This window comes from Collinsella sp. CLA-AA-H167, from assembly GCF_040095305.1.
GTDB lineage: Bacteria > Actinomycetota > Coriobacteriia > Coriobacteriales > Coriobacteriaceae > Collinsella.
In genome coordinates, this window is the sequence record NZ_JBBNGA010000006.1 from 35,504 (window position 1) to 61,374 (window position 25,871).

Annotated in this window: 22 protein-coding genes and 1 riboswitch; of the genes, 10 read left to right on the forward strand and 12 right to left on the reverse strand. The window is 60.6% G+C overall.

What is annotated here, in order from left to right; all coding sequences use genetic code 11:
* Positions 1-15: 15 nt before the first annotated feature.
* Positions 16-312, reverse strand: coding sequence for a hypothetical protein (locus tag AAAT03_RS05270; RefSeq protein WP_349102765.1), 297 nt, complete (start codon positions 310-312; stop codon positions 16-18).
* A 77-nt stretch (positions 313-389) separates the two neighbouring features.
* Between AAAT03_RS05270 and AAAT03_RS05275 the strand changes: the two genes are divergently transcribed.
* The 5 genes from AAAT03_RS05275 (at position 390) to AAAT03_RS05295 (ending at position 7,553) form a co-directional block, all read left to right on the forward strand.
* A complete protein-coding gene (locus AAAT03_RS05275; RefSeq protein ID WP_349102766.1) occupies positions 390-878 on the forward strand; it encodes a GNAT family N-acetyltransferase in 489 nt (162 codons plus the stop codon).
* Between the two features lie 306 nt (positions 879-1,184).
* The gene (locus AAAT03_RS05280; protein WP_349102767.1) at positions 1,185-3,188 is read left to right on the forward strand and encodes a translation factor GTPase family protein; all 2,004 of its coding nucleotides are present in this window, start codon (positions 1,185-1,187) and stop codon (positions 3,186-3,188) included.
* A gap of 93 nt (positions 3,189-3,281) precedes the next feature.
* A complete protein-coding gene (locus AAAT03_RS05285) occupies positions 3,282-4,400 on the forward strand; it encodes an ATP-binding protein (RefSeq protein WP_349102768.1) in 1,119 nt (372 codons plus the stop codon).
* Positions 4,401-4,453: 53 nt separating this feature from the next.
* On the forward strand, positions 4,454-5,008 hold the full coding sequence (locus tag AAAT03_RS05290; RefSeq protein ID WP_349102769.1) for a GNAT family N-acetyltransferase: 555 nt from the start codon (positions 4,454-4,456) through the stop codon (positions 5,006-5,008).
* Between the two features lie 52 nt (positions 5,009-5,060).
* Positions 5,061-7,553 carry an excinuclease ABC subunit UvrA gene (locus AAAT03_RS05295; RefSeq protein WP_349102770.1) on the forward strand — a complete coding sequence of 831 codons (2,493 nt, stop codon included), beginning with the start codon at positions 5,061-5,063 and terminating at the stop codon, positions 7,551-7,553.
* Here AAAT03_RS05295 and AAAT03_RS05300 read toward each other — a convergent pair.
* From AAAT03_RS05300 to AAAT03_RS05325, 6 genes are all read right to left on the reverse strand, one after another.
* Positions 7,550-8,182, reverse strand: coding sequence for a tRNA (cytidine(34)-2'-O)-methyltransferase (locus AAAT03_RS05300; protein ID WP_349102771.1), 633 nt, complete (start codon positions 8,180-8,182; stop codon positions 7,550-7,552). The two genes, AAAT03_RS05295 and AAAT03_RS05300, sit on opposite strands and share 4 nt — an antisense overlap.
* A gap of 99 nt (positions 8,183-8,281) precedes the next feature.
* A complete protein-coding gene (locus AAAT03_RS05305; protein WP_118226587.1) occupies positions 8,282-9,412 on the reverse strand; it encodes a GTP-binding protein in 1,131 nt (376 codons plus the stop codon).
* A gap of 86 nt (positions 9,413-9,498) precedes the next feature.
* Positions 9,499-9,840: an ArsC/Spx/MgsR family protein gene (locus tag AAAT03_RS05310; RefSeq protein ID WP_055252194.1), complete on the reverse strand. Its 342-nt coding sequence runs from the start codon at positions 9,838-9,840 to the stop codon at positions 9,499-9,501.
* Between the two features lie 16 nt (positions 9,841-9,856).
* Positions 9,857-10,480 (reverse strand): flavodoxin family protein, encoded by a 624-nt coding sequence (locus AAAT03_RS05315; protein ID WP_195246895.1) that lies wholly within the window; start codon positions 10,478-10,480, stop codon positions 9,857-9,859.
* A 111-nt stretch (positions 10,481-10,591) separates the two neighbouring features.
* Positions 10,592-12,121 (reverse strand): diguanylate cyclase, encoded by a 1,530-nt coding sequence (locus tag AAAT03_RS05320; protein ID WP_349102772.1) that lies wholly within the window; start codon positions 12,119-12,121, stop codon positions 10,592-10,594.
* Positions 12,122-12,248: 127 nt separating this feature from the next.
* Positions 12,249-14,966 carry an EAL domain-containing protein gene (locus AAAT03_RS05325; protein ID WP_349102773.1) on the reverse strand — a complete coding sequence of 906 codons (2,718 nt, stop codon included), beginning with the start codon at positions 14,964-14,966 and terminating at the stop codon, positions 12,249-12,251.
* 323 nt (positions 14,967-15,289) lie between these two features.
* Between AAAT03_RS05325 and AAAT03_RS05330 the strand changes: the two genes are divergently transcribed.
* Positions 15,290-16,159, forward strand: a complete 870-nt coding sequence (locus AAAT03_RS05330) for a patatin family protein (protein ID WP_349102774.1) — start codon at positions 15,290-15,292, stop codon at positions 16,157-16,159.
* A gap of 112 nt (positions 16,160-16,271) precedes the next feature.
* Here the strand turns inward: AAAT03_RS05330 and AAAT03_RS05335 are convergent, their stop codons facing one another.
* Genes AAAT03_RS05335 through thiM form a run of 3 tightly spaced genes read right to left on the reverse strand, consistent with a single transcriptional unit; the run spans position 16,272 to position 18,148 of the window.
* Positions 16,272-16,967: a thiamine phosphate synthase gene (locus AAAT03_RS05335; protein ID WP_349102775.1), complete on the reverse strand. Its 696-nt coding sequence runs from the start codon at positions 16,965-16,967 to the stop codon at positions 16,272-16,274.
* Positions 16,964-17,305 carry a thiamine-binding protein gene (locus tag AAAT03_RS05340; RefSeq protein WP_225093307.1) on the reverse strand — a complete coding sequence of 114 codons (342 nt, stop codon included), beginning with the start codon at positions 17,303-17,305 and terminating at the stop codon, positions 16,964-16,966. The genes AAAT03_RS05335 and AAAT03_RS05340 overlap by 4 nt, the downstream gene beginning before the upstream one ends.
* 3 nt (positions 17,306-17,308) lie before the next feature.
* On the reverse strand, positions 17,309-18,148 hold the full coding sequence (thiM, locus tag AAAT03_RS05345; protein ID WP_349102776.1) for a hydroxyethylthiazole kinase: 840 nt from the start codon (positions 18,146-18,148) through the stop codon (positions 17,309-17,311).
* A 51-nt stretch (positions 18,149-18,199) separates the two neighbouring features.
* Positions 18,200-18,310: riboswitch (TPP riboswitch) on the reverse strand.
* A 161-nt stretch (positions 18,311-18,471) separates the two neighbouring features.
* Here thiM and AAAT03_RS05350 point away from each other — a divergent pair.
* The 4 genes from AAAT03_RS05350 to AAAT03_RS05365 all read left to right on the forward strand — a co-directional run bounded on the left by AAAT03_RS05350 (position 18,472) and on the right by AAAT03_RS05365 (position 23,033).
* A complete protein-coding gene (locus AAAT03_RS05350) occupies positions 18,472-19,380 on the forward strand; it encodes an HAD family hydrolase (protein WP_349102777.1) in 909 nt (302 codons plus the stop codon).
* A 10-nt stretch (positions 19,381-19,390) separates the two neighbouring features.
* Complete coding sequence (locus tag AAAT03_RS05355; protein ID WP_349102778.1) at positions 19,391-20,287, forward strand: LysR family transcriptional regulator; 897 nt, start codon at positions 19,391-19,393, stop codon at positions 20,285-20,287.
* Between the two features lie 155 nt (positions 20,288-20,442).
* Positions 20,443-21,576: a 5-methyltetrahydropteroyltriglutamate--homocysteine S-methyltransferase gene (locus tag AAAT03_RS05360; RefSeq protein ID WP_349102779.1), complete on the forward strand. Its 1,134-nt coding sequence runs from the start codon at positions 20,443-20,445 to the stop codon at positions 21,574-21,576.
* Positions 21,577-21,698: 122 nt separating this feature from the next.
* Positions 21,699-23,033 carry a uracil-xanthine permease family protein gene (locus tag AAAT03_RS05365; protein WP_349102780.1) on the forward strand — a complete coding sequence of 445 codons (1,335 nt, stop codon included), beginning with the start codon at positions 21,699-21,701 and terminating at the stop codon, positions 23,031-23,033.
* Between the two features lie 61 nt (positions 23,034-23,094).
* On the opposite strand, the gene AAAT03_RS05370 is transcribed toward AAAT03_RS05365, so the two are convergent.
* Together AAAT03_RS05370 and AAAT03_RS05375 are read right to left on the reverse strand one after the other, a co-directional pair.
* On the reverse strand, positions 23,095-23,760 hold the full coding sequence (locus AAAT03_RS05370) for an alpha/beta hydrolase-fold protein (protein ID WP_117716506.1): 666 nt from the start codon (positions 23,758-23,760) through the stop codon (positions 23,095-23,097).
* A 207-nt stretch (positions 23,761-23,967) separates the two neighbouring features.
* Positions 23,968-25,749: a hypothetical protein gene (locus tag AAAT03_RS05375; protein WP_349102781.1), complete on the reverse strand. Its 1,782-nt coding sequence runs from the start codon at positions 25,747-25,749 to the stop codon at positions 23,968-23,970.
* Between the last annotated feature and the right edge of the window lie 122 nt (positions 25,750-25,871).

The following is a 25,871-nucleotide window of genomic DNA, read 5'->3' on the forward strand; positions in this document are numbered from 1 at the left end:
GTGCCGATGCGGGGCCTATTTCCAAGGGTGCGACGTCAGGTGCCAGCCGCCGCAGTATTCGCATTTGTAGCAGGCCAAACCACGTCTCCCGCGGTTTTCGCAGTCGGCCATAACTGCCTCGGCTTCGGCGCGCGTGTCGTAACGGTTTTTGCGTTCGCACGACTTGTAGCGCCAGGCTTCATCGCGCTCGGCGTCTAGTGCGTCGCGGCGCTCGTCCTCGCGCGCAAACAGGTCGCCCATATCGCCGCCGGTGGCAGCGCCCAAAAACTCGCTTTTGGCTTTTGACCAGGCGGCTCGCTTTTTGCTCCCCATCTGCTTCGCGCTCCTCTCCAAACGTTGGTATCATTGCTCAATCAAAGTGATACCAATAAACATGAGGTCGCCGCGTGATGATCAGAAAAACCCTCGATACCGACATTCCCGCCGTCATGGCTATCTATGACGCGGCCCGCGCCTTTATGCGCGCGCATGGCAACGCCACGCAGTGGCCCGAGGGCACGCCTTCGGCCGAGCAGCTGGCTGCCGATATTGCCGCTGGTGGCAGTTACGTGTGCGAAGTCGACGGCCGCGTGGTGGCGACGTTTGCCTTTTTACCGGGTCCGGACGAGTGCTATGACGTGATTGAGGACGGTCAATGGCGCAGCGACACTCCGTATGCCGTGCTGCATCGCGTGGCATCCGACGGCACCGCGCACGGTATCGCGGCGGCGATGTTTGCCTTTGCCAAGGAATGCGCCGACCATCTGCGTATTGACACGCACGAGGACAACTTGCCCATGCAGGGCGCCATCGCCAAGGCGGGGTTCGAGCGTGTCGGTATCGTCTATGTGTCCGACGGCACGGCGCGTGTCGCGTTTGATTGGCTGCGCGAGGCGTAGGAGCCAAGGCACGTATCATCACCCAGCTCAAATAAAAAATGGCCCCGAGTGGGGCAATTTTTGGTAAAACGCGTCGTTGTGGGACTCGCATTGTTACCGCCCCAGATGAACCCGGGCAGACAAAAAGGGGAGGTGCCGGCTTTCGCAAGGCGCGAACCTACGAAAATCGCCGCGCGGCAACGCGGGGCGATGAGCTCGGTCGGGGGATAGGGCCCGCTTCGCCCACCGGCCCGTAAATTGTATCATCCAGTGTGGAGCGTGAACGCCCGTTGCCGCGTGCGATGGGCTTGCAATAAGAGGAGAGCCATGTCGAAGCAAGCGGTCGTTGGAATCTTGGCGCATGTCGATGCCGGCAAGACCACGTTGGCCGAGGCCATGCTGTTCAACGCGGGCCGCATTCGCAAGCGTGGCCGCGTGGACGATGGCGATTCGCATCTGGACACTAACGCGATCGAGCGCGAGCGCGGCATCACGATTTTCTCGTCGCAGGCCGTGCTCGACCACGGCGATACCCACGTCATGCTCGTGGATGCTCCCGGCCATGTCGATTTTTCTGCCGAGGCGGAGCGCACGCTGCGTGCCCTGGACTACGCGATTCTGGTGGTGGGCGCCAACGATGGCGTGCAGGGGCACACCGAAACCCTGTGGCGCCTGCTTGCACGCTATGACATCCCGACGTTCATCTTCATCAACAAGATCGATTTGGAGAATCCCGGCCGCGATGTTTTGCTGGCACAACTCGGGCAGCGTCTTTCCGAGGGCTGCCTGGATGCCAACGAGCTGCTGGCGGGCGGTGCCGCCTGGGAGGACGCTGCCGCGTTGGACGAGGCGGCGCTCGAGGAGTTTCTCGAGGCGGGCGAGCTTTCCGTCGCAACGCTGTCGCGCATGGTTGTTGAGCGCAAGCTCTTTCCCTGCTTTGCCGGCTCGGCGCTCAAGGACCAGGGTGTGGACAAGCTGTTGGATGGCATATGCGCGCTGATGCGTGAGCAGGCGTGGCTCCCGGAGTTTGCTGCGCGCGTCTATCGTGTCAGCCGCGGGGATCGTGGCGAGCGCTTGGCTTGGGTTAAAGTGACCGGCGGCATGCTGCGCGCCAAGCAGATGATTGACGGACGTTCCGGTGCCGAGGCATGGGAACAGAAGGTCGATCAGGTGCGCATCTATAACGGTGAGAAATACGAGCTTGCCCAGGAAGTTGCTGCTGGCGGCATCTGCGCCGTGACGGGTCTTGCGTACGTTCGCCCAGGGGACGCCCTGGGCGCGGAGCCCGCGGGCGATGCGCCCGTCATTGCGCCAGTCCTCACCTATACGGTGCTGCCGGGCGAACATGACGTCCATGCGGTGTTAAAAGCGCTGACTGAGTTGGCGGACGAAGATCCCATGCTTGGCGTGAGCTGGAATACGCATCTTGAGCAGATTCATTTGCAGTTGATGGGCGCTGTGCAGCTCGAGGTCGTGCAGCGCGTGCTGGCCGATCGTTTTGGCCTTGCGGTCGAGTTTGAGCCCGGCGGCATTCTCTATAAGGAGACTATCTTGCAGCCGGTCGAGGGTGTGGGCCACTTTGAGCCACTGCGCCACTATGCCGAGGTGCATTTGAGCCTAGAGCCGTTGCCAGCGGGCTCGGGCGTGCAGTTTGGCACCGTGACCTTGACCGACGAGCTCGATCTTAACTGGCAACGTTTGGCGCTCACCAACGCCATGGAGCGCGATCACCTGGGCGTGTTGACGGGCTCGCCCATCACCGATGTGCGCATTACGCTCACGGGCGGGCGTGCGCACGCCAAGCACACCGAGGGCGGTGATTTTCGCCAGGCCACGTACCGCGCGATTCGCCAGGGTTTGATGCAGGCGCGCGAGGCCGGCGCGGCGGTGTTGTTGGAGCCGTGGTATCGCTTTGAGCTCGAGGTGCCGGGGGAGTGCGTGGGCCGGGCGCTCTCAGATGCCACGCGCATGAGTGCCGAGTACGAGCCGCCCACGATGGCGGGAGACCGGGCGAAGCTTGTGGGTCGCGTGCCGGCATCCGAGGTGCAGGATTATGCGCTGGAGGTGGCTGCCTACACGAGCGGTCGCGGGCATCTGTACCTGGAGTTCGCCGGTTATGCGGCCTGTCATGATACTGAGCGCGTAATCGAGGCGGCCGCCTATGAGCCCGAGGCCGATCTGCCCAACACGCCCGATTCTGTCTTTTGCGCTCACGGCGCCGGTTACACGGTCAAATGGTACGACGTACCCGCCGCGGCGCACGTAAAGGTCGATCCCGCCACCTTCCGCCCCTGGCGGGCGGCGGACGCCGAGTTTTTCGGCCATAGGTGATAGAGGTTCAGTCTCTTTGTCGCATCCTGTTGGTATAACTCGGTATAAGTTGGTATAACTGTTACCAGGGTTTGCCAATCCGAGGAGGCCGGTATGAATCCAAATCCCTTTAAGCCCACAGCTGGTAAGCGGCCCCCGATACTCATCGGTCGCGAGTCGGTCATCGAAGATTTTGAGGAAGGGCTCGACAACGGCGCCGGAGCGCCGGGCAGGCTCATGCTCATTACGGGAAACCGCGGCTGCGGTAAAACGGTTCTCCTGCGGGAGTTGCAACGTCTAGCCAGCGAGCGCGGATGGGCGGTTGTCTCCGATTCCGCTTCGCTTGGCTTGTGCGATCGCCTGGCCGACGCGCTTCGCTCGAATAAACCCGTTGTGACGTCAATGGAGTTCGGTCCGTCGTTTGGCCGGATGTCGGTCGAGGCGGCGCGAGCAAAGGGCGAGACGTTGCGAGGGCTGGTCAACGAGCGCCTCAAGAAGCTCGGTCCAGGCAAGGGCATACTGTTTGCGATTGACGAGGCGCAATCTGCGTCTATCGAAGAGCTGGCGGCTCTTGCCGTTCTCTATCAGCAAGTGCTCGGAGATCAGGATGCTACGGGATTGCCCGATAGCGACCAGCGCGGTCTTGCGCTGGTGTTCGCCGGCTTACCCAGAATGGTTGACGATCTGCTCGAAGAGCCGAGCGTTACGTTTTTGCGGCGTGCCCAGCAGCGTACGTTGGGGGCGATATCTTTGCCCAAGGTGCGCGATTCATATATCCAGACGGTCAAAGACGCTGGTCTTTACGTTGACGCGGAGACGGCGGACCTTGCGGCGCGCAAGAGCATGGGGCATCCCTATATGGTTCAGCTGGTGGGCTATTACATGTGGCGGTCTGCTGTCCGGCGTGGCTCGCAGGTCATCGAAAGGCGCGATGTCGAGAATGGCCATGCGGATGCCGTCTCCGAGTTCTACGAAGCGGTTGACGCACCTCTGTATTACGGTCTGCGCAGCCCTCAGCGCCTCTTTATCGAGGCTATGGCGGTTGACGAGGACAAGCCGACGCGCACGGCGGATATCATTGAACGCTGTGACCGTACCCAGAGCTGGGCGAGTAATTATCGTGCAAGTCTGATTCGCGAGCGCGTCATCGAGGCTGCCGGATACGGCCTTGTCCGGTTTACCGTGCCCATGCTGGGCGAGTACATCCGCGATCGCATTTTATGGCACGAGTAATGTGACAAAGGGACGGCCCCTTTGTCACATTGATGTTTGGGAGAGGTCAAAACATGGCGATTCATACCGAGCGTTTGACGCTTCGTCCGTGGCGCGAGACGGATGCGGCGATCCTGTTTACACATGCGAGCGACCCGGACGTGGGACCGGCTGCGGGCTGGCCGCCCCATCGAAGCATTGAGGAGAGCAGGGAGATCATTCGGACAGTCTTTGCGGCGCCCCATACCTTTGCCGTTTGCCTGGCTGCGACAGATGAGCCCGTGGGTAGTATCGGGCTCATGCCGCCTCGCTGCGAGTCGAACAGCCAAAGAGGCGGACTCGAGTTTGAGGTGGGGTATTGGATCGCCAAGCCGTTCTGGGGTCGAGGCTTTGCTCCCGAAGCGGTGCGAGCCATGCAGCGCTATGCGTTCGATACGCTTGGCTGCAAGGCGCTTTGGTGCGGGTACTACGAGGGCAATAACAAGTCGTTACGCGTTCAGCAAAAGTGCGGATTCGCGCCGCATCACGTTGAGCGCGACGTACTTTGCGAGCTTATGGGCGATGTGCGTACCGAGTGCTTTACGTATTTGACCTGCGAAGACTGGCGCAGGCGAGCACAGTGCGAGTAACGTGGCAAAGGGACAGTCCCTTTGCCACGTTCGGCTAACAGGAAGGGGAGCGATGACGGTGTCGCAACAACCAAGTGCTATCGAGGTGCGCGGTGCACGTGTCCACAACCTCAAGGACATCGATATCGATATTCCGCTGGGAAGGCTCGTGGGCATTGCCGGCGTGTCGGGCTCGGGTAAGAGTTCGCTGGCGCTGGGAGTTCTTTATGCCGAGGGCTCGCGCCGCTATCTGGAGGCGCTCAGCACCTATACCCGTCGCCGTCTGACGCAGGCCGAGCATGCCCAGGTGGATGAAGTGCTGCATGTGCCGGCGGCGCTCGCATTGCATCAGCGCCCCAGCGTACCGGGTGTGCGCTCGACCTTTGGCACCATGACCGAGCTCAACAACAGCCTGCGTCTGCTCTTTAGCCGCTGCGCCCATCACGTGTGCCCGCACTGCGGGGCGCGTGTGGAGCCGAGCCTTAATGTGGCTGCAGGCCTGTCGCTCGCATGCCCCGCATGCGGCCGCGAGTTCTATGCGCCAAGTGCCGAGGACCTTGCCTTCAACAGCGGCGGTGCGTGCCCTACCTGCGGCGGCACGGGCGTTATGCGCGAGGTGGACGAGGCGAGCCTGGTGCCCGACGAGTCGAAGACTATCAACGAGGGTGCGGTGCTTCCCTGGGGCACGCTCATGTGGGACCTGATGAAGCAGGTGGCTGGCGAGATGGGCGTGCGCACCGACGTGCCGTTTAACCAGCTCACGCCTAAAGAGCGCGACATCGTGTTCCATGGTCCGGCGGTTAAGAAGCACATCCTCTACGTTCCCAAAAACGGCGAGGGCGCCACGCCGCTTGACTTTACCTATTACAACGCCGTCTATACCGTCGAGAATGCGCTCGCCAAGGTTAAGGACGATAAGGGGCTTAAGCGCGTTGCACGCTTTTTACGCGAGGGGCCGTGCCGTGACTGCGGCGGCACGCGCCTCTCCGAGGCTGCGCGTCAGCCCCAGGTGCGCGGTATCAATCTGGCGCAGGCGGCTGCCATGACGCTGGGCGAGGCGATTGGGTGGGTGCACGGCGTGCCCGCATCCTTGCCGACCGAAATGCGGCCCATGGCGACGGATATCTGCGATTCGTTTTTGAGTGCGGCCCGTCGCCTGGTCGACCTGGGTCTCGATTACCTTTCGCTCGACCGCGCCGGCGCCACGCTGTCCACAGGCGAGCGCCAGCGCGTGCAGCTTGCCCGCGTGGTGCGCAACCGCTCGACAGGTGTGCTTTATGTGCTGGACGAGCCTTCGATTGGCTTGCATCCTGCCAATGTCGACGGCTTGGTGGGCGTAATGCGCGATCTGGTGGATGACGGCAACACCGTGGTTGTTGTTGACCACGGTACGCGCGTTCTAGCGGAAGCTGACTATCTGGTCGAGATGGGCCCCGTTGCCGGAGCAGGCGGCGGTAATGTGATCGCTGCAGGTACGGTGGACGAGGTCGAGCAATCGCAGGGCAGCCGCATCGCCCCGTTTTTGCGCGCAGACCCCAAGCGCATGCGTCCGCAGGTGACTGACGACGAAATGTTCGACCAGGGCCATATCCGCATGGCGACCGATACCATCCATACCGTCAAGTCGCTTGAAGTCGATATCCCGCGCGGCCGTCTCGTTGCGGTTACGGGTGTTTCGGGTTCGGGCAAGACGACGTTGGTGCTCGAGACGCTCATCCCGGCACTCAAGGCGCAGGCGGCCGGCGAGCGCCTGCCGGGGCACGTGCGTTGGGTCGATGCCGAAGGCATTGCCCGCGCAAACCTGATTGACGCTACGCCTATCGGCGCCAACGTGCGCTCGACGGTGGCAACTTATGCCGACATCCATGATGAGCTGCGCCGCGCCTTCGCCCGTACGCTCGAGGCCAAGGTGGCCGGCTACAAGGCGGGCGCCTTTAGCTACAACACTGGCACTCTGCGCTGCCCTACGTGCGATGGCACGGGCTCGATATCGCTCGACGTACAGTTTCTGCCCGATGTCGAGATCGTCTGCCCCACGTGCCGTGGCTCACGCTATGCAGACGCTGCTTCGCATATCCATCGCGAGGGCAAGGACGGGAGTCTGCTTACGTTGCCGCAGCTCATGGATATGAGTGTGGACGAGGCTCTCGACGCCACGCTGGGGCTCAAGAAGGTTCAGACGCGCTTGCAGACCTTGCATGACCTGGGCTTGGGCTATCTCACGCTCGGTGAGCCCACGCCGGCGCTCTCGGGCGGTGAAGCGCAGCGCCTTAAGCTTGCGAGCGAGATGGGCCGCGTGCAGGATGATGCCGTATTCGTGTTCGACGAGCCCACGATCGGCCTGCATCCGCTCGATGTCCAGGTGTTGCTGAGTGTGTTTGACGGCCTCGTTGCCAAGGGCGCCACAGTTGTCGTGATCGAGCACGATCTCGACCTTATCCGTAACGCCGATTATGTGATCGACATGGGCCCGGGCGGCGGTGACGCGGGCGGGCAAATCGTCTGCGCCGGCACGCCTGGCGACATTGCAGCCTGCTCCGCAAGCATCACCGGTCGCTACCTCTAACCGAATGTGACAAAGGGACAGCCCCTTTGTCGCATTCCCGGAAAGCCTGTTTGGCGCAGGGCCTCGTAGAGGACGATGGCGGCGCTGTTGGAGAGGTTGAGTGCGCTGATGCGGTAGTCGTCCGGATTGACGAAGTTGCCGCAGATATCCTGCTGAAGGATAGCCTCGTGGCTGTCCTCGGTATGCCCGAGCGACTCCTCGTGGGCCTCCCAGGCGTCGGCGTTTTCGAGCGAGTCGCAATCGCGCAACATGGGGATGCGCTCGCAGCGCTCGGGCGCCGCGGCAAGCAGTGGCTCGGGTATGCCCGAGCTCTCGCTGCCAAAGACCAAGTAGTCGCCATCGCGGTAGGTACTCTGCGCATAGGTGCGGCGTGCCTTTTTGGTCAGCAGATGTAGGCGCTCGTCGGCAGGGGAGAGGTCGTTGCGAGCAAGGAAATCCTCCCAGCCGGCATAGGACGTCACGTCCAAGTTTTGCCAGTAGCCCAGGCCGGCGCGACGCACCGTCTTGTCGTCGAGCGAAAACCCCAGCGGCTCCACCAGATGCAGATGGGCGCCGGTGACCACGCAAGTACGGCCGATATTGCCCGTATTGGCCGGAATCTCGGGTGCATACAGCACGATATTGAACATGAATCTCCTTGGCTCAGAACGAAAAACCACCACGAAGGGGACAGGCACCTTCGTGGTGGTTTGGCGGTTACGTGGGCGAAAAACGCCCGTTTGGATAACCTAGGCGCGGTGCCAGTCAGTCAGGCAGGCATCGAGGGAGGCGATGAGCGCATCCTTGTCCATGTGACGGCCGATGATGCACAGGCTCGTCATGCGGTCGCCTGTCTCGTCGTCCCAAATTTGCATGATCTCGGGGTTCTCGTCGATGATCTTCTGCTTCTCGCCCTCGGGCGCGGAGTCAACGAACAAGCCGTTCTCCATCAGGCGCATCTGGTGGCCGGCCTGCTCAAACATGTAGCACATGTCCGGATTGCTGGCTTGCCACAGCGGGCCCTTGACGCGGATGACCTCGTCGGGCCACTCCTGCTCAACAAAATCGGTGAACTTCTGCAGGTCAAACGGCTTGCGGCGCGAGTACACAAAGGTCTCGATGTCGTACTCGAGCACCTCGGGGTCGTCGTGCTCCTCGGGGTGCTCCATGGCCTCGATCCAGGCGGCGGAGTTGTAGGCGCGCATAAAGTCGAAGCGGTCGGTATCGAGCAGTTCCTCCATGGGGACCTCGCCGTTTTGGGCCTCGACGATCACGGCGTCCTTCTGCAGGCTGCGCACGATGGCCTTGAGCTCGGCGATCTGCTCAGGCGTCACGGTATCGGTCTTGTTGAGGATCAGCGTGGAGCAGAACTCGATCTGCTGGATGAGCAGGCTTTCGATGTCGTCCTCGTCGATATCCTCGGCCAGCAGGTCGCGACCGCCGTTGAACTCGTCGTACATGCGAGCGCAGTCGACTACGGCCACGATGTTGTCGAGCGCGAGCTTGGGCTCGCCGCCCACCTTGGCCTCGTCGCAGAAGCTCGAGATGGTGTAGGCGATGGGGATGGGCTCGCAAATGCCCGATGCCTCGATGATGATGTAGTCGAAGTTGCCCGAATCTGCGATGCCCTGCAGCTGGTTGGCCAGGTCATCCGAAAGCGTGCAGCAGATGCAGCCGTTGGTGAGCGGGATGAGGTCATCGGTCTCGGAAAGGCCGCCGTCGGCGATGAGACTGGCGTCCACATTGATCTCGCCGATATCGTTGACGATCACGGCGGCGCGGATGCCGCCGTCGTTAGCGAGGATGTGGTTGAGCAGCGTGGTCTTGCCGGCACCGAGGTATCCGGTAAGCATGATGATCTTCACGGGTTTGTTGGGCATGTGCCCTCCTTTGTTAGACATGGCTTACAGTTGAATCTTATGCCAAACGCCTGCTCTTATACCCATGCGCCGGCAAATAACACAGGCTACTCCCAGGCTCCCCATACATCGGGGCAATAACCGACGGTGGCCTTTTTGCCGTTGCGCACGATGGGCTCGGCTAGAACCTGCTGGTTTTCGAGCAACTTGTCGAAGCGCTGGCTAGGGGTGAGGTGCTGGATGAGCGCGAGCGTCTCCTCGTCCTTGGCTTTGGGGTTGAGCAGCTTGTCGATGCCGCCGACCGCCTGCATCACGCTCGTGAGCTCGCCCTTGCTCATCTCCTTTTCCTTAAGGTCGATAAACTGCACCTTAATGCGGCGCTCCTTAAAATAGCGCTGGGCCTTCTTGGTGTCGAAGGACTTCTTGGTGCCAAAAATTTGCACGTTCATATAATGTTCCGCCGTTCTAACGAATGAAGTTGGTCCTGGCGCGATCGGCTTCGGGGGCTTCGATGCCGGCGACCTGTCCTGCCTCGATGCAACGCAGGAGCCAGGCCATGTTTTTGCCGATATTTCGCATGGTGGCCAGACCCTCGGCATCTCCATCGGCCTCGCCCGGCACAGCGCCAAAGACGTTGTTCCAGTAGGTGGAGGCGACCACGGGCATCTGGTTGATGGTGAAGTACTTGTTGAGTACATCGAACGTGGTCGACGTGCCACCGCGGCGGGCAACGGCGACGGCAGCGCCCGGCTTGTGTGCAAAAGCTTTGCTTCCGGCATAGAAGGCGCGGTCGAGAGCCGAGAGGATGCGGCCGCTGGGGTGCGCATAGTAGACAGGTGAGCCAAAGACAAAGCCATCTGCCTGCTCGGCGGCAGCGATCAGCTCGTTCACCACGTCGTCGTCAAAGGTGCAGCGACCGCCAAGCTTGCCACACTGGCCGCAGCCGATGCAGTCGCGAATGGGCTTGGCGCCCAGCTGGAACACCTCGGTATCGATGTCCTCGGCGTTGAGTTGCTCGGCGACCTCGGCGAGTGCGCGGGCGGTATTGCCGTTTGCCTTGGGGCTGCCGTTGACCAAAAGAACCTTCATCACAAACTCCCTCTGCTGTTGGTGACTTCTGCGGAGGATTATCGCACGAGAGGGAAGATGGCGTGGGGCGCGATGCGAAACGGTTTGTGTTTCACATCGCGCCCCGTGGTGCTAGTCCAGCTTGGTGCCCGGTACTTGCGGCGCCTCTTTAAGCAGTGCTTTGAGTTCATTCAGAATGGAAACGGGCTGTCGGTCGACGGCGTCCAGATGAAGCGTAGCCACGCGAATGGGCGGTTGGTATTCAAGCGATCCGATGAGCACAGGCGAACCCAGGAACCGCTCGATTTCCTCTGCAATCGCGTTGGTCTCTTCGGGATCAAGGTCGTCGAAAAGCGCCACGAATGTCGGTCCTGTTGATCGGAACAGGCGGCCCTTGCCGCGCGAACAATCCATGAGGCAGGCGGCGCTTTCGGCGAGCACGCGGTCGCCTGCGTCGAATCCAAAGCGGGCATTGACCTCGGCGATATCGTCGACCTTAATGGCAATAAAGCCAGCTTCGCGCGGCACGCGGCGCATCTCTCCAATAGCGTTGACCAGGGCGTGGACATCGCCCAGACCCGTTACCGAGTCGGTCGTATCTGCTAGGCTTCGGTTGATGATAGTGCCCACATACATGTTGGGCTCGGTATCGGTGCCGTCCAAGCGGTAGCCCGTGCAGTCGCAAAGCACGTATTTTCCAGTGGCGTCCATTACGCGATACTGCATGTAGTGGAAGTGCCACGTGCCGTTTATCACCATGTCGAGCTCGGCGCGTACGTTGTCGCAGTCCTCGGGATGAACGCGGGCAAGCCACATGTCGACCGAGTTGAAAGGGTGCTGGGAAGGCAGATCAAAATCGCGCACGGCGTTGACCGACCATTGCGATTCTCCCGTATCGAGGTTAAGGATAAACGGATAGCGTGTCTCGGAGCTCATGGAGATCGCCTGGAACACGCGGTCGTTGCAAGGAAGTTGATCGGCAATCGGCCGCATCGGCGCGTTGTCTTCTTTCGGTTGCTGCACGCGGTGCATGAGCTTGTAGCGATACATTTTGCGATCGGCATCCATTGTCATCTGGCGACGCGAATCGCCTGCAAGCGGGTCGACGTGCGAGCAACCAAAACTAAAACTGGCGATCATGGGCGCCTTGCCGTCCGATGTTGCCTCGACAAGATCGGTGCGTGTCCGCTCCAAGCGCTGCTCGAGCTCGGCTTCGCCTGTCGTGGGGGACACGAGTACAAATTCGTCTCCACCGATACGGAACAGCAGGTCATCGCGCTCCATGGTCTCGGTGAGCGCATGACAGATGCCCAGAATATAGCGGTTGCCCTCGGCGTGGCCAAACTTATCGTTGCAGTGCTTGAGGTGATCGATGTCAATATAGGCGCAGGTGAAGGGGACGCCTTTGCGCCAGAGCTGATTGACATGGCGGTCGAGTCCACCGCGGTTGCCAAGATTGGTGAGCGAATCGATATAGGCGCTACGTTCGAGCAACTGGCGTTCTTGTTGCAAAACGGCGAGCGTTTTCTGCAGTTGCTCGCCGACGGCGCGCAACTCCGTGGGCAGCGCGTCAACGTCGAGCTCGGCGGTTGAGGCCCCGTTCGCAAGCCGCTGAAGATGGGCAATGATTGACTGCTCGCCCATGCGATACGACTCGTTCATGATGGATAACCTCCTTGGGTGACAGGATGCTCCGTATCATATCCCCAATTCGGTTTGAATTGGGGATATGAGTTAGCCAATGGGGACAAATGCTCCCCTAGACGGTGGTGTTTTGCGCGCGAGCGTATCAGTTGTTATTGCCACCATCGAACAATGCCTCAAAATCCTTCGCCGGCATGGGGCAGTGGTAGAGGAAGCCCTGAGCGTAGCGGGCGCCCATCTGGCGCAGCAGCTGTGCCTGCTCATTTGTCTCGATGCCTTCGACCACAACGGGCAGGTGCAACGATTGCGCCATCTCGAGCATAGACGACACGATCTGGGAGCTCCGGTTGTCGGTTTTCCCATCAGGCAAAAAGGTGCGGTCGAGCTTGATAACATCGACGTTGACGTTCTTGAGCATTGCGAGCGTGGACTGGCCGGTGCCAAAGTCGTCCATATAGGTCGAAAAGCCCTGATTATGCAGGTCTGCCGTCAGCTTGTCCACCGCCTCGGATTCTCCGGTATAGGCGGTTTCGGTGATTTCGATGCGCATGAGCTCGGGCGGCAGGTTGTACTGAGCAGCCAGTGCGCTCATGTGTTTGGCGACATCGCAGGCGAGGATGTCGACACGCGACACGTTAAGGGAAATCGGAATTACGCGAAGCCCCTGGTCGATGCGCTTGCGCAGCCACGAGGCGACACCCTGCCAAATGTACTTGTCGAGCGTCACCACAAAGCCGCTTTCCTCGAGCGCCGGGATAAAGGACGCGGGCGGAATTAACGATCCATCTTTGTCGATCCAGCGTGTGAGCGCCTCGGCGCCAATGATCTCGCCGGTTTCCATATCAACCAGTGGCTGCAGGTAGTAGGTGATGCGGTCGTTTGAGAGCGCATACTGGAACTCGGTGAGGGTGCGGTGAAACGCAACCTCGCGCTTGTATTCCTCGGGGCGAAAGACGGCAATGCGATCCTTAAAGTCGTTTTTCGCGCGTCGATTGGTAAACATGGCCTTGGCCTGTGCATCGATGGTGATTTCCTCGTTGGAGTCGATGGGGTAGACACCCATGGACGGCCAGAAACCTACGCCGTTATCATGCTTGGCCACGGCCTGGCGAATGCGGCTATAGATCTGATGGACGGTGTCGTGCTCAAAGGGGATGAGTACGCAAAAGCCATCTTGGCCCCAGTACCCTGCGACGCCCATGTCGGCATTCTCGATGTCCTTGAGGACCGTGCCCACATCGGCGAGCATGCGGTCGCCCTCGGCCTGTCCGTGCCATTCGTTGAACAGCCGCATGTGTCCCATGTCGACGGTGGCGATACACCAAGCGCCGTCGTGCCCTGTCCTCAGAAATGCGTTGGCACGCCGCATAAACTCGCTGGGTCGATAGAGGCCCGTGAGCGTATCGATGCGTTCGGCGACGGCGCTTTTGCGCTCAATCTCAGGTATGGGGAGGCTGTCGTTGGGAACAAGCCCGCCGGCCGCACGAAGACGACGGTCGAGCTCGCCTAAAACGGCGGTCGCTTGATTGATTAAGCGCTCGTAAAAGGCCGGAACGACGAGGCAGACGGGGGTAATGGTATCGCCCGCGATTTGAACAGGAGCGAAAACGGCTTCTTTAAGATGATGGGTCAGTTGCTCGAATGCCTCGTGGCCCAACTCGTTGCTAAGCACGACGAACTGGGCGTTTCGTGAGCGGAAGACGCGACTCCTGCCGCGGGTGATCGACAACATGCGGCCTGCGTATTCGGCGAGCATGTTGTCGACAGCCTCGGCCCCATAGAGCTCGTTGAGCTTTGCCGTGCCGCGAACGCGGACCGCTATAAGCCCCGTCTCGCAACGGTCGCGACGGCAGGCATCGATAGCGTTGATCAGCATACGCTGCGTTCCGAGGCCCGTAGCGGCGTCGACGGTTTCGGCAAGCGAGTGGTTGACGAGCTCGCCGACATAGAGCGAGGGGGTATTTCCGTCGCCGTCGATACGAAACCCGCGAGCGCGGCAAAGGACGTAGTCGCCCGCGGCATTGCGCATACGGTACTGCATGACGCGGCGGTGTTTGGAGCCGTTGTAGATTTGGTCGATATCGCTGGTATAGGCCTCAAGGTCATCGGGATGGACACGCGTTTTCCAGTAATCGCGGCAGTTGTCGATATGCTCGGAAGGAAGACCGAGATCGCGCAAGGCGCCTTGTGACCAAAGGGTGCGATGCTTGTCCAAGTTCTCGATAAAGCAATAACGGCCTTCGTTGAGCATCGAAAAGGCATCGAAAACGCGGTCGCTTATTTCGAAGTCGTCGGCGTGGACTTGCACGATATTGCGTCGATCAAGGTGCATGGCATGGCGCAGCTTGTGGTCGTACATGCGATGGTCGGCATCGAGTGTCATGCGATTGGAGGCTTCGCCCAGGGCGGGGTCGGCGTGTGCCACTCCGTAGCTAAACGAATGAGGCATCTCGGAATCGTTGTTTTTGAGCAGGATCATTCGGCAGTGTCTCAGACGTTCGGCGAGGTCGTCCTCGGTCGCAATCGTAGATAGGATGGCAAACTCGTCGCCGCCTATGCGAAACGCCGCCTCGTCCACTTTCATATACAGTTTGAGATAGAGGCTTACCTGTAAGATATAGCGGTTGCCCTCGTCATGCCCAAAGACGTCGTTGCAGTGCTTGAGATTGTCGATATCGATGAACGCCATGGTAACGGGGGTGTCCTGCCCCCAGAGCTCCTCGAGGGAGCGGGCAAAGCCGCCGCGGTTGCCAAGTCCGGTAAGCTGGTCGGTAAAGGCGGTCCTAATCAGATCATCCTGACGCTCGAGAAGGTCACGGACGGTCCTTTCGAGCGTTTCGGTGTAATTGCTGACAGTATCCATGTTCTAAGCGGCTTTCTGAGGTCGGGGCGGATTGCGTCGGGCGAGCTCGTTGTGTACACGCGTCGTTGCTCGGCGTTTTGCGTGTATCCAGGCCCCGCCTTGCTGCGTTGTTGAGTTACTTTGCCGGCTAATGTTCGTTGTTGATAACTGCTGCGTAGTATAAACAACAGCGCACAATTATATATGGGCGCACATGCTGTGGGCGGCTATTATTCGACAAGCGGTAGCGCGGCGATGCGATGTTCGATAAAAATGCGAATGAGACGATATATGTTGACGGGTATACTTGTCCCGTTTTAAAACGCAGGAACGGAGATGGTCGCATGGCACAGCCGAATACGGCGCGCACGGTGGGGCTCGCGCTCGAGGGAGGCGGCTACCGCGGTATGTATACGGCGGGCGTGCTCGACGTTTGGATGGAGCACGGTTTGACCTGCGACCATATGGTGGGCGTCTCGGCGGGCGCGGCGTTTGGCTACAACTTTAAATCGCGCCAGATCGGCCGCGCCATTCGCTACAACAAGGCCTATTGTGCCGATAGGCGCTATGCGAGCGTGACGAGCTGGTTGCGAACCGGTGACATGTTCAATGCCGATTTTGCCTATCACGAGGTACCCATCGAGCGCGATCCCATCGACCTGGAGACATATCGCGCCTGCCCCATGCGGTTTACGTGCGTGTGTACCGATATCGAGACAGGCAAGGCCGTCTACCACGACCTGCCCTATGGCGACGAGAGGGATATCGAGTGGATCCGGGCGTCGTCGGCGATTCCCGTGGCGACGCGCCCCGTTGTCATTGAGGGGCATAAATATCTGGATGGTGGCGTGGCTGATTCCATTCCCAGCGCTTGGCTGTTTGCGCAGGGGTATGACCGCAATATCGTGGTGCTCACGCAGCCGGCGGGCTTTGTGAAGCAGCCCAACAACGTGATGCCCATGCTGCGGCGCGTGTTCCGTCACTACCCGGAGTTTGTCGCAGCGCTTGAGCATCGGCATGAGGTCTACAATGCCACGCTCGATGACCTGGCACGCCGCGAGGCTGCCGGCGAAATCTTTGTAGTGCGGCCGAGCGAATCGGTGAAGGTGCCGTCGCTGTGCCGCGAACCGGATGAGCTCGAGCGCATCTACCAGATCGGCCGCCACGATGCGGAAGCGACTTTGCCTGCGCTGGAGGCCTACCTAGCGGGGTAGAGCAACTTGCCGTGTGCTCGGCGGAAAGCGCATCCCGGAATGGACGTCCAAACTGGGATGCGCTTTCCATTGCTGAAGATATGAGGCCGCGGAGCAGCTGCTCGGCCTATGTCTATGCCTGCTGCCAGGTGTCGACAAGCTCCTTGGCCGCGGCGTGGGGGTCGTCGGCACTGCAGACGGCGCTCACCACAAAGAAGCCATCGACGCCGGTGGCCTTGAGCTGCGGCAGGTCGGCCGTCTTGACGCCGCCGCCCACCACGATGGGCACGGGGCTTGCCGCGTGGAGTGCGGCCAGGTCCTCAAAGCTCTTGGTGATGATGGAGCCGTCGGCCGCGCGTCCGCAGTCGCGCTTGGTCTCGGTCTCGTGGAGTGGGCCGATGCCCAGGTAGTCGACTAGGCTCATGTCGGCGGTCTTGACGTACTCGAGCATCTCCTCGCAACGGGCCGAAAGGCCCACGATGGCGTCGGGCCCCAGCAGCTTGCGACAGACCTCGACGGGAATGTCGCTCTGACCCACGTGCACGCCGTCGACAGCAATGCCCTGCTCGCGCGCGGCGAGTACGCAGTCCAGGCGGTCGTCAATCAGCAGGGCGACCTGGCCGGTCTTGCCAGCCTTTGCGATTGCCTGCGCGGCGTCGCCCGTCAGTGCGATGATTTCGCGGGCGCTTGCCACCTTGGAGCGCACCTGGATGCAGGTAAAGCCGGCGTCGAGTGCCTGGGCCACCACATCGCCCACGGGGCGCCCGAGCGTGTTTTCGGGGCCGAGTACCAGATAGGCCGAGATATCAAGGTTGTCGCGGATGCTCATCGTGCTTCCTCCTGTTTCTTGATCTGTGCTTCCATGCGCTCGAGTTTGCCGGTCATGGTGTCGGTAAATCCGGGTCGAATATCGGCTTTGAGCACGACTTCGGTGCGGATGCCCTTGCTCGCCAACACAAAGGTTGCGTCGCGCACGACCTGCATGACCTCGTCCCAGTCGCCCTCGATCTCGGTGAACATCGAGGTGGTGCGGTTGGGAAGGCCGCTCTCGCGAATGACGCGCACGACCTCGGCGACCTCGGCGGACAGCTCATCGCCGGTGCCGCACGGGGCGATGGCAACGGCGACGAGCGTGTTCATGCCGGCGTTGGTTGCGGGTTCGGACATGGCTTATGCCTCCTCGAGCTCGAGTTGGTTATCGGCGATGTCTTGGGCGGTTGCGCGGTAGAGCTCGTCGATAAAGGCGACCTTAAAGCTTGCCGGGGCATCGGCGACAGCGGCGGCACGCGTGCCGGCAACGTTGTAGACGGCGGTGCCGCAGACGGCTGCCGTAAACGGGTCGGCAGCGCAGGCGTACACGGCCAGGACGCCGCCCTGCGAGCAACCGCAGCCGGTGATCTTGGACATGAGCGGGCTGCCGCCGTGGGATTTGGCCACGGTCGTGCCGTCGGTGATCAGGTCGACTTCGCCAGAGACCACTACGGCGCCGCCGGTGTAGCGGGCGAGCGCCACGGCGGCATCGCGGGCGGCGTCGACCGTGTCGGTGGTATCGACACCACGTACGCGGCTCAGATCGGCCGCCTCGCCCTCAAGACCCCACAGGCCGGCGAGCGCGATAATCTCGGAGGCGTTGCCGCGCACGATGGCGGGCTTGTACTGCTTGAGCTCGTTTACCAGCTGGGTGCGCAGGCTGCCGATGCCCAGGCCCACCGGGTCGAGCACCCAGGGCTTGCCGGCGTCGTATGCCGCCTTGGCCGCGCGGGGAATCGTCTGCTCGTAGATGGGGAAGAGCGTGCCCATGTTGAGATAGATGGCGCCGCCGCCGGCAACGAGTGCCTCGCCCTCGTCTGGCAGATAGACCATGGCGGCCGAACCGCCCACGGCGAGCTGTGCGTTGGCGACAAAGTCGATCGTCACCGTGTTGGTGATGGAGCCGGCCATCGGATTGGCCGCGCGAATCTCTTCCACGGCCTTGACCACATTTTGCTTAAGCTGTTTCGAATCAATCACTGCACATGCCTCCTTGGCATAGAAAAGGGGCGCTGTGCATAGACAGCGCCCCTGTAAAGGCGGCATGCTCCCTACGCCAGCATTAACTGACAGGTTCAAAGGATTGGGCCCTATGCCCTCTCAGCCTTGTGGTTTGCACCGCCGGCACTCCCGCATCGAATCTGTTGCTCCCTATACTAACGCACCTGCCAAAAAGGGACAGATTTATTTTGGCAGGTGGCAACAGGGGCGCTGCATTTTCCCAGATAAAACCTGCCAAAATAAACCTGTCCCTTATTGGTAGGTCGTTACAATGGTTACGGTGAAAATGACTGGGGGACTCTATGATCAAACTTGTGCTGACCGATATGGACGATACGCTGATTCCAGCCGGGCATGACGGTGCCAGCGACTACGCCATTGAGGGTATTCATGCCATGCAGGCGGCTGGTCTGCACTTTGGCCCGGTTTCGGGTCGCCAACCGTCCGCGATGGGCTGGATGTTCAAAAATCGTTCCGAGTGCTTTTCGACCGGTGCGTTCTGCAACGGCCAGGTCATGTTTGTCGACGGTCAGGCGGTCGCTTCGCGCGCGACCGACAACGATGCCCTGATGCGTCTGGCCGATTACCTCGAGCAAGAGACCGACGATACCTATCTAAAGGTCTACAGCCTGGGTGACGACTTTTGGGATAACGATGCCTATTGCGTGACGAGCGACCCCGAGCGCGTGCATCGCGCCATGGAGTCGGGCGGCAACGCATGGCTCAAAGGCGAAGAGGCTCCGTGCCGTCCTGTTGTCGACGACGCGCCGGTGTTCAAGGCAAATATCTGGAGCGCCCGCTCGCGTGAGGAGCTCGCGGAGCTACGTGAGCGCGTTGCCGCTGAGGTGCCGGAACTCTCGCTTGTGTTTCCCAACAACCGAGTGCGCCTGTTTGACATCCTTCCGGCTGGTTGGGACAAGGGCTGCGCTGCGCTGGAGCTGGCGCGCGCTTTGGGCCTGACGCCCGATGAGGTGGCCGTATTTGGCGATTCCGATAACGATCTGCCCATGATCGATGCCGTTCCCAACTCCGTTGCAGTCGCCAATGCCAACGAGGCTGTCACGGCTGCCGCGCGCTGGCATATCGGCGCTGCGGCAGACGATGCGGTTGCCGGGGCTCTACATCAGATTGCCGCCTGCGCCGCGACGGGGGAGATGCCGCCGTTTATGCGTCAGATGGATGCGACGGGTTTCGACGTCACGAACGTCTAGGGAGGGCGCTATGAAGCTCCAGCAGCTCAGGTATGTCGTCAAAGTTGCCGAATGCGGCAGCATCACCGAGGCCTCGCGCCGGCTCTTTGTGTCGCAGCCCTCGATTACCGCGTCGATCCGCGATCTCGAAAACGAGATGGGTGTGCATATCTTTGAGCGCACCAACAAGGGTGTCATTGTGTCCGAGGAGGGCGAGACCTTCTTGGGCTACGCGCGCCAGGTGCTCGACCAGGCCGATCTGCTCGAGGGCAAGTACAAGGGCGCATCCGAGCAGGTGCCGCATTTTAGTGTGAGCTGTCAGCATTATTCCTTTGCCGTTAATGCGTTTGTCGATGTGATTCGTGAGTTCGATGCCGCGCGCTATGACTTTACCCTGCGCGAGGAACAGACTCACGAGATTATCGAGGACGTCGCGCATATGAAAAGCGAACTAGGCATCTTGTACTTGTCCGAGCATAATCGCGAGGTTATCGAGCGCATGCTGGCGGCCAACGAGCTCGTGTTCGAAGGGCTTTTCTGCGCCACGCCGCACGTCTTTGTGTGTGCCGACCATCCGCTGGCGGACAGTTCCAGCGTGACACTCGAGGATCTCGAGGACTATCCGTTTTTATCCTACGAGCAGGGCAGCTACAACTCGTTTTATTATTCCGAGGAGCTGACCTCGACGTTTGAGCGCCGCAAGAATATCCGCGTGCGCGACCGTGCGACGCTGTTCAACCTGGCCATGGGACTCAACGGCTACACGGTGTGTTCGGGCGTGATTAGTCACGAGCTCAACGGCCCCGGCATCATCTCGATTCCGCTCGATGTGGACGAGTACATGGAGATCGGCATCATCACGCGCAAAAATACGACGCTCACGCGCTACGGCCAAGCCTATATCGACGCGATCCGTCAGCATATCTAGGCTGCTGTGCTCCGCGCGGGTCAAATTTCTTTATGGCAGTCCAGACTGATATAGGAATTATCTATATCAAACTGTTATAAACGTATATTTTACGATGGCCATATGAGCGCTCATACTCTGTCCCAGTAAAGCAACCAATACAAAGGGAGATATCTATGAGCACTTCAATTCAACCGAACGCGCCGTTTCGCGCTGATATCGTCGGCAGCTTTCTTCGTCCGCAGGCCGTAAAGGATGCCCGCGCTGCCTATGCGGCAGGCACGCTTGATGCCGAGGGGCTTAAGGCCGTCGAGGAAGAGGCTATTCGCGACCTGGTGGACAAGCAAAAGGCCGCCGGCCTGCAGGTCATCACCGATGGCGAGTTCCGCCGCAGCTACTGGCACCTCGATTTTATGTGGGGGCTGAACGGCGTCGAGCGTCGCACCTCGCGTACGGGCTATATGTTCCACGATGAGGAGACCACCGCCGACACCGCCGTGGTAACCGGTCCCATTAGCGGCGAGAACCATCCGTTCGTCGAGCACTTCAAATTTGTCAAGGCGCTCGAGGGGGAGGGCCAGGTCGCGCGGCAAACTATTCCGGCGCCGATCCAGACGTTCTCCGAAGTCACGCTCGACCGCTGCGATGGCCAGCAGGAGAGCCTGCGCGCTGTCTATAAGACCGACGAAGAGCTCGCCGACGCCATCGCGGCGGCATACCGCACCGTGATTGCCGACCTGTATGCCGCAGGCTGCCGCAACATTCAATTTGATGACTGCACCTGGGGCATCTATTGCGATACCGACTTTGTGGCAAAGACTGGTATGAGCCCGGTCGACCTGCAAAAGGTGTCCGAGCTGGGCGTGGCGCTCAACAACGCCGCCATCGAGGGCAAGCCCGACGACCTGGTCATCAACACGCATGTGTGCCGTGGTAATTACCACTCCACCTATGCCTTCGAGGGCGGCTATGACCCCATCGCGCCGTACCTGTTCGCACACGAGAACGTCGATGCGTTTTACCTTGAGTTCGATACGCCGCGTGCCGGTGGCTTTGAGCCGCTCAAGTACGTTGCCCCCGGCAAGAAGGTCGTGTTGGGCCTAGTGACCACCAAGGCCGCTGAGCTTGAGGACGAGGATGCCATCGTCGAGCGTATTCACGAGGCTGCAAAGTATGTTCCGCTCGAGAACCTGTACCTGTCGCCTCAGTGCGGCTTTGCCAGCTGCGAGATTGGCAACAAGCTGACCGAGGACGAGCAATGGGCAAAGATCGCGCTGGTCAAGCGCATTGCCGAGCGCGTTTGGAAATAGCGGTAACGTTCGCAGGTGACGGCGCGTGCGAGACATGGCGTATCGCGTACAATGTTTCGGATCGTATCGTTCGGGCAGGTTATCCGATATGCCCGATCGCCCTTCCATTCGAAAGGACATCCATGTCCCAATCCTCGACGCCCGCCGTCACCGATGCCATCTACGATGCATCGTCGCTCGGCCGCCCGCGCATGTTCCTGCTCGGCCTGCAGCACCTGTTTGCCATGTTTGGCGCCACGGTACTGGTGCCCGTGCTCACCGGCCTCTCGGTATCGGCAACGCTTTTGTTTGCCGGCTTGGGCACGCTGCTGTTCCACTCCCTGTCGCGCGGTAAGGTACCGGCATTTTTGGGCTCATCGTTTGCCTTTATTGCCGGTTATGCCGCAATCGCACCCAACGGCGAGGCCGAGCTTTTGCCCTACGCCTGCCTGGGCGTAGCTTGTGCCGGCCTGCTCTATCCGGTGCTTGCGGCACTCTTCCGCGCGTTTGGCGCCAAGCGCGTCATGCGCTTCTTCCCGCCGGTGGTGACTGGCCCCATCGTCATTTCGATCGGTCTGATCCTGGCAAGCTCCGCTATTGCCAACTGCCAGACCAACTGGCTTGTTGCCGTTGTCGCCGTGGCAGTGATCGTCATCTGCAACATCTGGGGCCGTGGCATGGTTAAGATCGTGCCGATCTTGCTGGGCGTTGTGGTGAGCTATGCCGTTGCGGCTGCGCTCGGCGAGGTTGATTTCTCGGGCGTTGCCGCCGCTTCGTGGGTCGGTCTGCCCATCGTGTGGGACAACACCGTGTTTGCACTCTTTGGGCCGCAGTTCGATAGCGGTCTTGCCACGACGGCCATCATCACCATCATGCCGTTGGCCTTTGCAACCATGATCGAGCATATCGGTGATATCTCCGCTATTGGCTCCACCTGCGAGCGTAACTACATTGCCGATCCCGGCCTGCATCGCACGCTGCTCGGCGATGGTCTCGCCACGATCCTGGCTTCGCTCTTTGGCGCTCCGGCCAACACCACGTATGGCGAGAACACCGGCGTGCTCGCTCTGACGCGCGTGTTCGACCCGCGCGTGATTCGCATTGCCGCGTGCTGCGCCATCGTGCTTTCGTTCTGCCCCAAGTTCGCTGCCGTGATCGCCGCCATGCCGGCGTGTGTAATCGGCGGTGTGTCGCTCGTGCTCTATGGCATGATCAGCGCCGTGGGCGTTCGCAACCTCATCGAGAACCAGGTCGATTTCCAGAACAACCGTAACGTGCTGGTGGCAGCCCTGGTGCTCGTGCTTTCGCTCGGCATTGCGTACAGCACCGCCGGTGCCATCGTGCTGGAGCTGGGCGGCGTGACGATTTCGCTTTCCGGCCTTGCCGTGGGCTCGCTGGTGGGCATCGTGCTCAACGCCATCCTGCCGGGTAACGACTTTGAGTTTGATGTCTCCGATCTTGAGGAGGCTGCTAAGTAGCAGCTGCGTTCAGATAAAACAAGATATGGTGCCCATGCGTATATGCGCGTGGGCACCATTTTTAATGCGTCAGTATCCAGTGGATGCCGCGGGCCATGCGCAAGTCGGTTTGGGCAAAGTGATTGCCGGGGTTGAGCTCCAGCGTTGTTGGAATGCCGCGCTCGACGAGCAACGCTTCCATCGCGCGTGTGTCGTCGAGTACATGCCGCATCATGCGGTTGGGCGTCTTGGTTTCCTTTTTGCCGAGTGACAGGTAGACGGCTTGCGGGCTGCCGGCAAAAGGGGCCGTGCTGGCACGGTCGACAAAGTCGGGAAACCATAGCGACCCCGATGCGCTCGCGGCGCGGTCAAAGGCGTCGGTTTGCCAGAGGGACCAGAGTGCGAAGAGGCCCGCGAGCGAGTAACCGGCAATGCCGCGCCAGGTGGGCGGCTGAGGAAGCGACGACTCGACCTGGGGGATTATCTGATTCAGCAGCTCATCAAGAAAATCGGCAGCTTGGCCGCCGAAAGGCTCGGCATCGCGTACGGTCCCGTCGCATGCCCAGGGGCTCAGCTCGCGATTCCAATCGAGCCCGCCAATGGTGACGAGGGCGAATGGCGGACAGTCGAGCTCTCGGCAACACTTATAAACCTCGCTGCCGTCGCCCACGACCACAGGAAGGTAGATGACAGGCGCGCTTTCCGTATGATTCGAATAAACGGTTATCTGCTTTTGATGCGCTTCCATGACGGGCTTCTCTCAGTGTTGTGATATCGGCAGCCCCAATTGTCGCATGCCAGCGTATGCCGGTTGGGCTAGACCAAAGACAATCTCGTGCATCCCCTGCGGACGCATATGGAAAACGCCACCGCCGGAGGGGAGCTCGGCGGTGGCGTTGTTAAACGGTGCTGGGGCTCGGGGCCTTCGCGGGAGCTGCCATGTGCGCAGAGGCGTCTAAGAACGCTTACGGCTCGCCATGGTGCCTGCGGCGATAGCGGCTGTTCCCGCAAGGACGGTTGCCACGATGGCCGCACCCGAGGTGTCGCCGGTTGCCGCGAGCACGCCGGTAGTCTTGGCTTTCGTGGTTGAAGCCGCAACGGCCTTGGTCGGCTTTGAGCCCTCAGGCTTGGGGTTCTGCTTGGACTCCGCGGGCTTGCTTTCTGCGGGCTTGGTCTCGTCGGGCTTGGGGTCTTCCGGCTTGGCTACCTCGGGAGGTGCGATGGTCGTACTTTTGGCGACTGCTTTGATATAGAGGGAGTCGACCGTGGCGTCGCCCGTGCCGATGGCTTGGCCTGCCTCGTAGATGCCGTCACGGAGCTTGCGATAGTCAATGACCTTGCCGCCTTCGGGCGTCTGGATGGCGGCGTTCTCAATCTTGATGGTGCCGATTGTCTTGCCGTCAGCGCTCATGGCACGGGCAAAGATTGCCGCTGTATTTCCTTCGGCCGTTACCTTGCTGCGGATGATCGAGATGACTGCGGGTGTGACGCCCTCGCTGGTCTGGGCGATGATGCCGATGTTCTCGCCTTGGGGCTCGGGGCTCGTCTCGCCATCTTGGTTTTCGCTGTAGGGGGTGGGGCCGTCGCCGTTCTCGACATAGCGGGCTATGGCCTTGACAACGGAGTCGCTGATGTAGATGTTGCCGCCCTTCTCGTTGGGTCGATCGTTTCTGGTGGAGAATGCAGCCGAAACCTCGCCTTCCGCAAACGCGTCCACGGTGGAGCCGTTCTTGATGTCGATGTCGCCCCCGTCAGTGATGAGGGCGATGGCCTGGCCGCCGTTCGCGCTGGTACGGACCGTCACGGTCGCGTGATCGAGCGTAACGCCCTTGTGGGCATAGACGCCATATTCAACACCGCTTGCGTCAAGGGAGGCGTTCGTGACCGCGAGACTGCCCTCAGTGTCGACGGCAAGATATCCCTCGGCGTTTGCCTTGACCTGGCTGCCGTCCGAGATGTTGATATTGCCGCCGCTCCAAAGGGCCTCACCATCGGCTGAGCTTGCCTCGACCGTCCCGTCACCCTTGATGGTGAGGTTCTTGTCGGCTCCAATACCCTTGTCCTTGGTAGCCCTGGCGGTGACGGCTCCGCTGTCGTCAATCGTGATATTGCCGTTTGCCCTGATGCCATCCGATGCACCCGTGGCGTTGACGTTGCCCGAACCTTTGATAGCGAGATCACCTCCGGCATTGATGGCATCAAACCCAGTGCTCGTGGCGTTGACGGATCCGGCTCCGTCGATGTTGATATTACCCGTGGAGAGGATAGCGTCCTCAGTAGATGTCACGCTGAGCGTGCCGCCCTCGTTGCCTTGGATATTGAGCTCGGCATTCTCGTTAGTGCCATGAGAAACGTTGATGCTTTCGATCCATTCGGCAGTGACGATGTTGGTTCCCGAGTAATTCACGTTGAGCTTGCCTGCGGCCTGGATCTCGCCGCCGTTATAGTTGTTGAGCTTCAAGTCGTCGGCGCCGTCCCACGACCAGGTACCGGCCTCGTCGCTCGCCGCGGTGTTGTACTTGTTGCCGCCGACCTTGACCCATTCCGCTGCGAGCGAGACGCTCGGCATGAGCAGCGAGCTCACCGTGAGCGCGCACACGGCGCCCGCGACGATGCGGCGCGTCACGCGGCGCCAGCTGCCGTGCGCGAGTCCTATGCGACGGCGAACGTCGGGTTCGGCAACATGGGTTCCGGCGGTAGTGTCATTGCGTTTGGGGGTCGTGAACAAGGCTGCCATGGTTGCTCCCGTTCTCATAGGGCCTATACGACTAGATTCAGCGTATCTGCTGGATGTTGCCGGCGGTAGTGCCGTTTGGAGGGCAAAATGGCCAAAATGGGGGGAGAAATAGGCCGCACGCC

What these genes read in the sequence shown, in the direction of transcription:
- AAAT03_RS05270 (WP_349102765.1), bottom strand. Translation starts at nt 312, where the DNA reads ATGGGGAGCAAAAAGCGAGCCGCCTGGTCAAAAGCCAAAAGCGAGTTT.
- AAAT03_RS05275 (WP_349102766.1), top strand. Translation starts at nt 390, where the DNA reads ATGATCAGAAAAACCCTCGATACCGACATTCCCGCCGTCATGGCTATC.
- AAAT03_RS05280 (WP_349102767.1), top strand. Translation starts at nt 1,185, where the DNA reads ATGTCGAAGCAAGCGGTCGTTGGAATCTTGGCGCATGTCGATGCCGGC.
- AAAT03_RS05285 (WP_349102768.1), top strand. Translation starts at nt 3,282, where the DNA reads ATGAATCCAAATCCCTTTAAGCCCACAGCTGGTAAGCGGCCCCCGATA.
- AAAT03_RS05290 (WP_349102769.1), top strand. Translation starts at nt 4,454, where the DNA reads ATGGCGATTCATACCGAGCGTTTGACGCTTCGTCCGTGGCGCGAGACG.
- AAAT03_RS05295 (WP_349102770.1), top strand. Translation starts at nt 5,061, where the DNA reads ATGACGGTGTCGCAACAACCAAGTGCTATCGAGGTGCGCGGTGCACGT.
- AAAT03_RS05300 (WP_349102771.1), bottom strand. Translation starts at nt 8,182, where the DNA reads ATGTTCAATATCGTGCTGTATGCACCCGAGATTCCGGCCAATACGGGC.
- AAAT03_RS05305 (WP_118226587.1), bottom strand. Translation starts at nt 9,412, where the DNA reads ATGCCCAACAAACCCGTGAAGATCATCATGCTTACCGGATACCTCGGT.
- AAAT03_RS05310 (WP_055252194.1), bottom strand. Translation starts at nt 9,840, where the DNA reads ATGAACGTGCAAATTTTTGGCACCAAGAAGTCCTTCGACACCAAGAAG.
- AAAT03_RS05315 (WP_195246895.1), bottom strand. Translation starts at nt 10,480, where the DNA reads ATGAAGGTTCTTTTGGTCAACGGCAGCCCCAAGGCAAACGGCAATACC.
- AAAT03_RS05320 (WP_349102772.1), bottom strand. Translation starts at nt 12,121, where the DNA reads ATGAACGAGTCGTATCGCATGGGCGAGCAGTCAATCATTGCCCATCTT.
- AAAT03_RS05325 (WP_349102773.1), bottom strand. Translation starts at nt 14,966, where the DNA reads ATGGATACTGTCAGCAATTACACCGAAACGCTCGAAAGGACCGTCCGT.
- AAAT03_RS05330 (WP_349102774.1), top strand. Translation starts at nt 15,290, where the DNA reads ATGGCACAGCCGAATACGGCGCGCACGGTGGGGCTCGCGCTCGAGGGA.
- AAAT03_RS05335 (WP_349102775.1), bottom strand. Translation starts at nt 16,967, where the DNA reads ATGAGCATCCGCGACAACCTTGATATCTCGGCCTATCTGGTACTCGGC.
- AAAT03_RS05340 (WP_225093307.1), bottom strand. Translation starts at nt 17,305, where the DNA reads ATGTCCGAACCCGCAACCAACGCCGGCATGAACACGCTCGTCGCCGTT.
- AAAT03_RS05350 (WP_349102777.1), top strand. Translation starts at nt 18,472, where the DNA reads ATGATCAAACTTGTGCTGACCGATATGGACGATACGCTGATTCCAGCC.
- AAAT03_RS05355 (WP_349102778.1), top strand. Translation starts at nt 19,391, where the DNA reads ATGAAGCTCCAGCAGCTCAGGTATGTCGTCAAAGTTGCCGAATGCGGC.
- AAAT03_RS05360 (WP_349102779.1), top strand. Translation starts at nt 20,443, where the DNA reads ATGAGCACTTCAATTCAACCGAACGCGCCGTTTCGCGCTGATATCGTC.
- AAAT03_RS05365 (WP_349102780.1), top strand. Translation starts at nt 21,699, where the DNA reads ATGTCCCAATCCTCGACGCCCGCCGTCACCGATGCCATCTACGATGCA.
- AAAT03_RS05370 (WP_117716506.1), bottom strand. Translation starts at nt 23,760, where the DNA reads ATGGAAGCGCATCAAAAGCAGATAACCGTTTATTCGAATCATACGGAA.
- AAAT03_RS05375 (WP_349102781.1), bottom strand. Translation starts at nt 25,749, where the DNA reads ATGGCAGCCTTGTTCACGACCCCCAAACGCAATGACACTACCGCCGGA.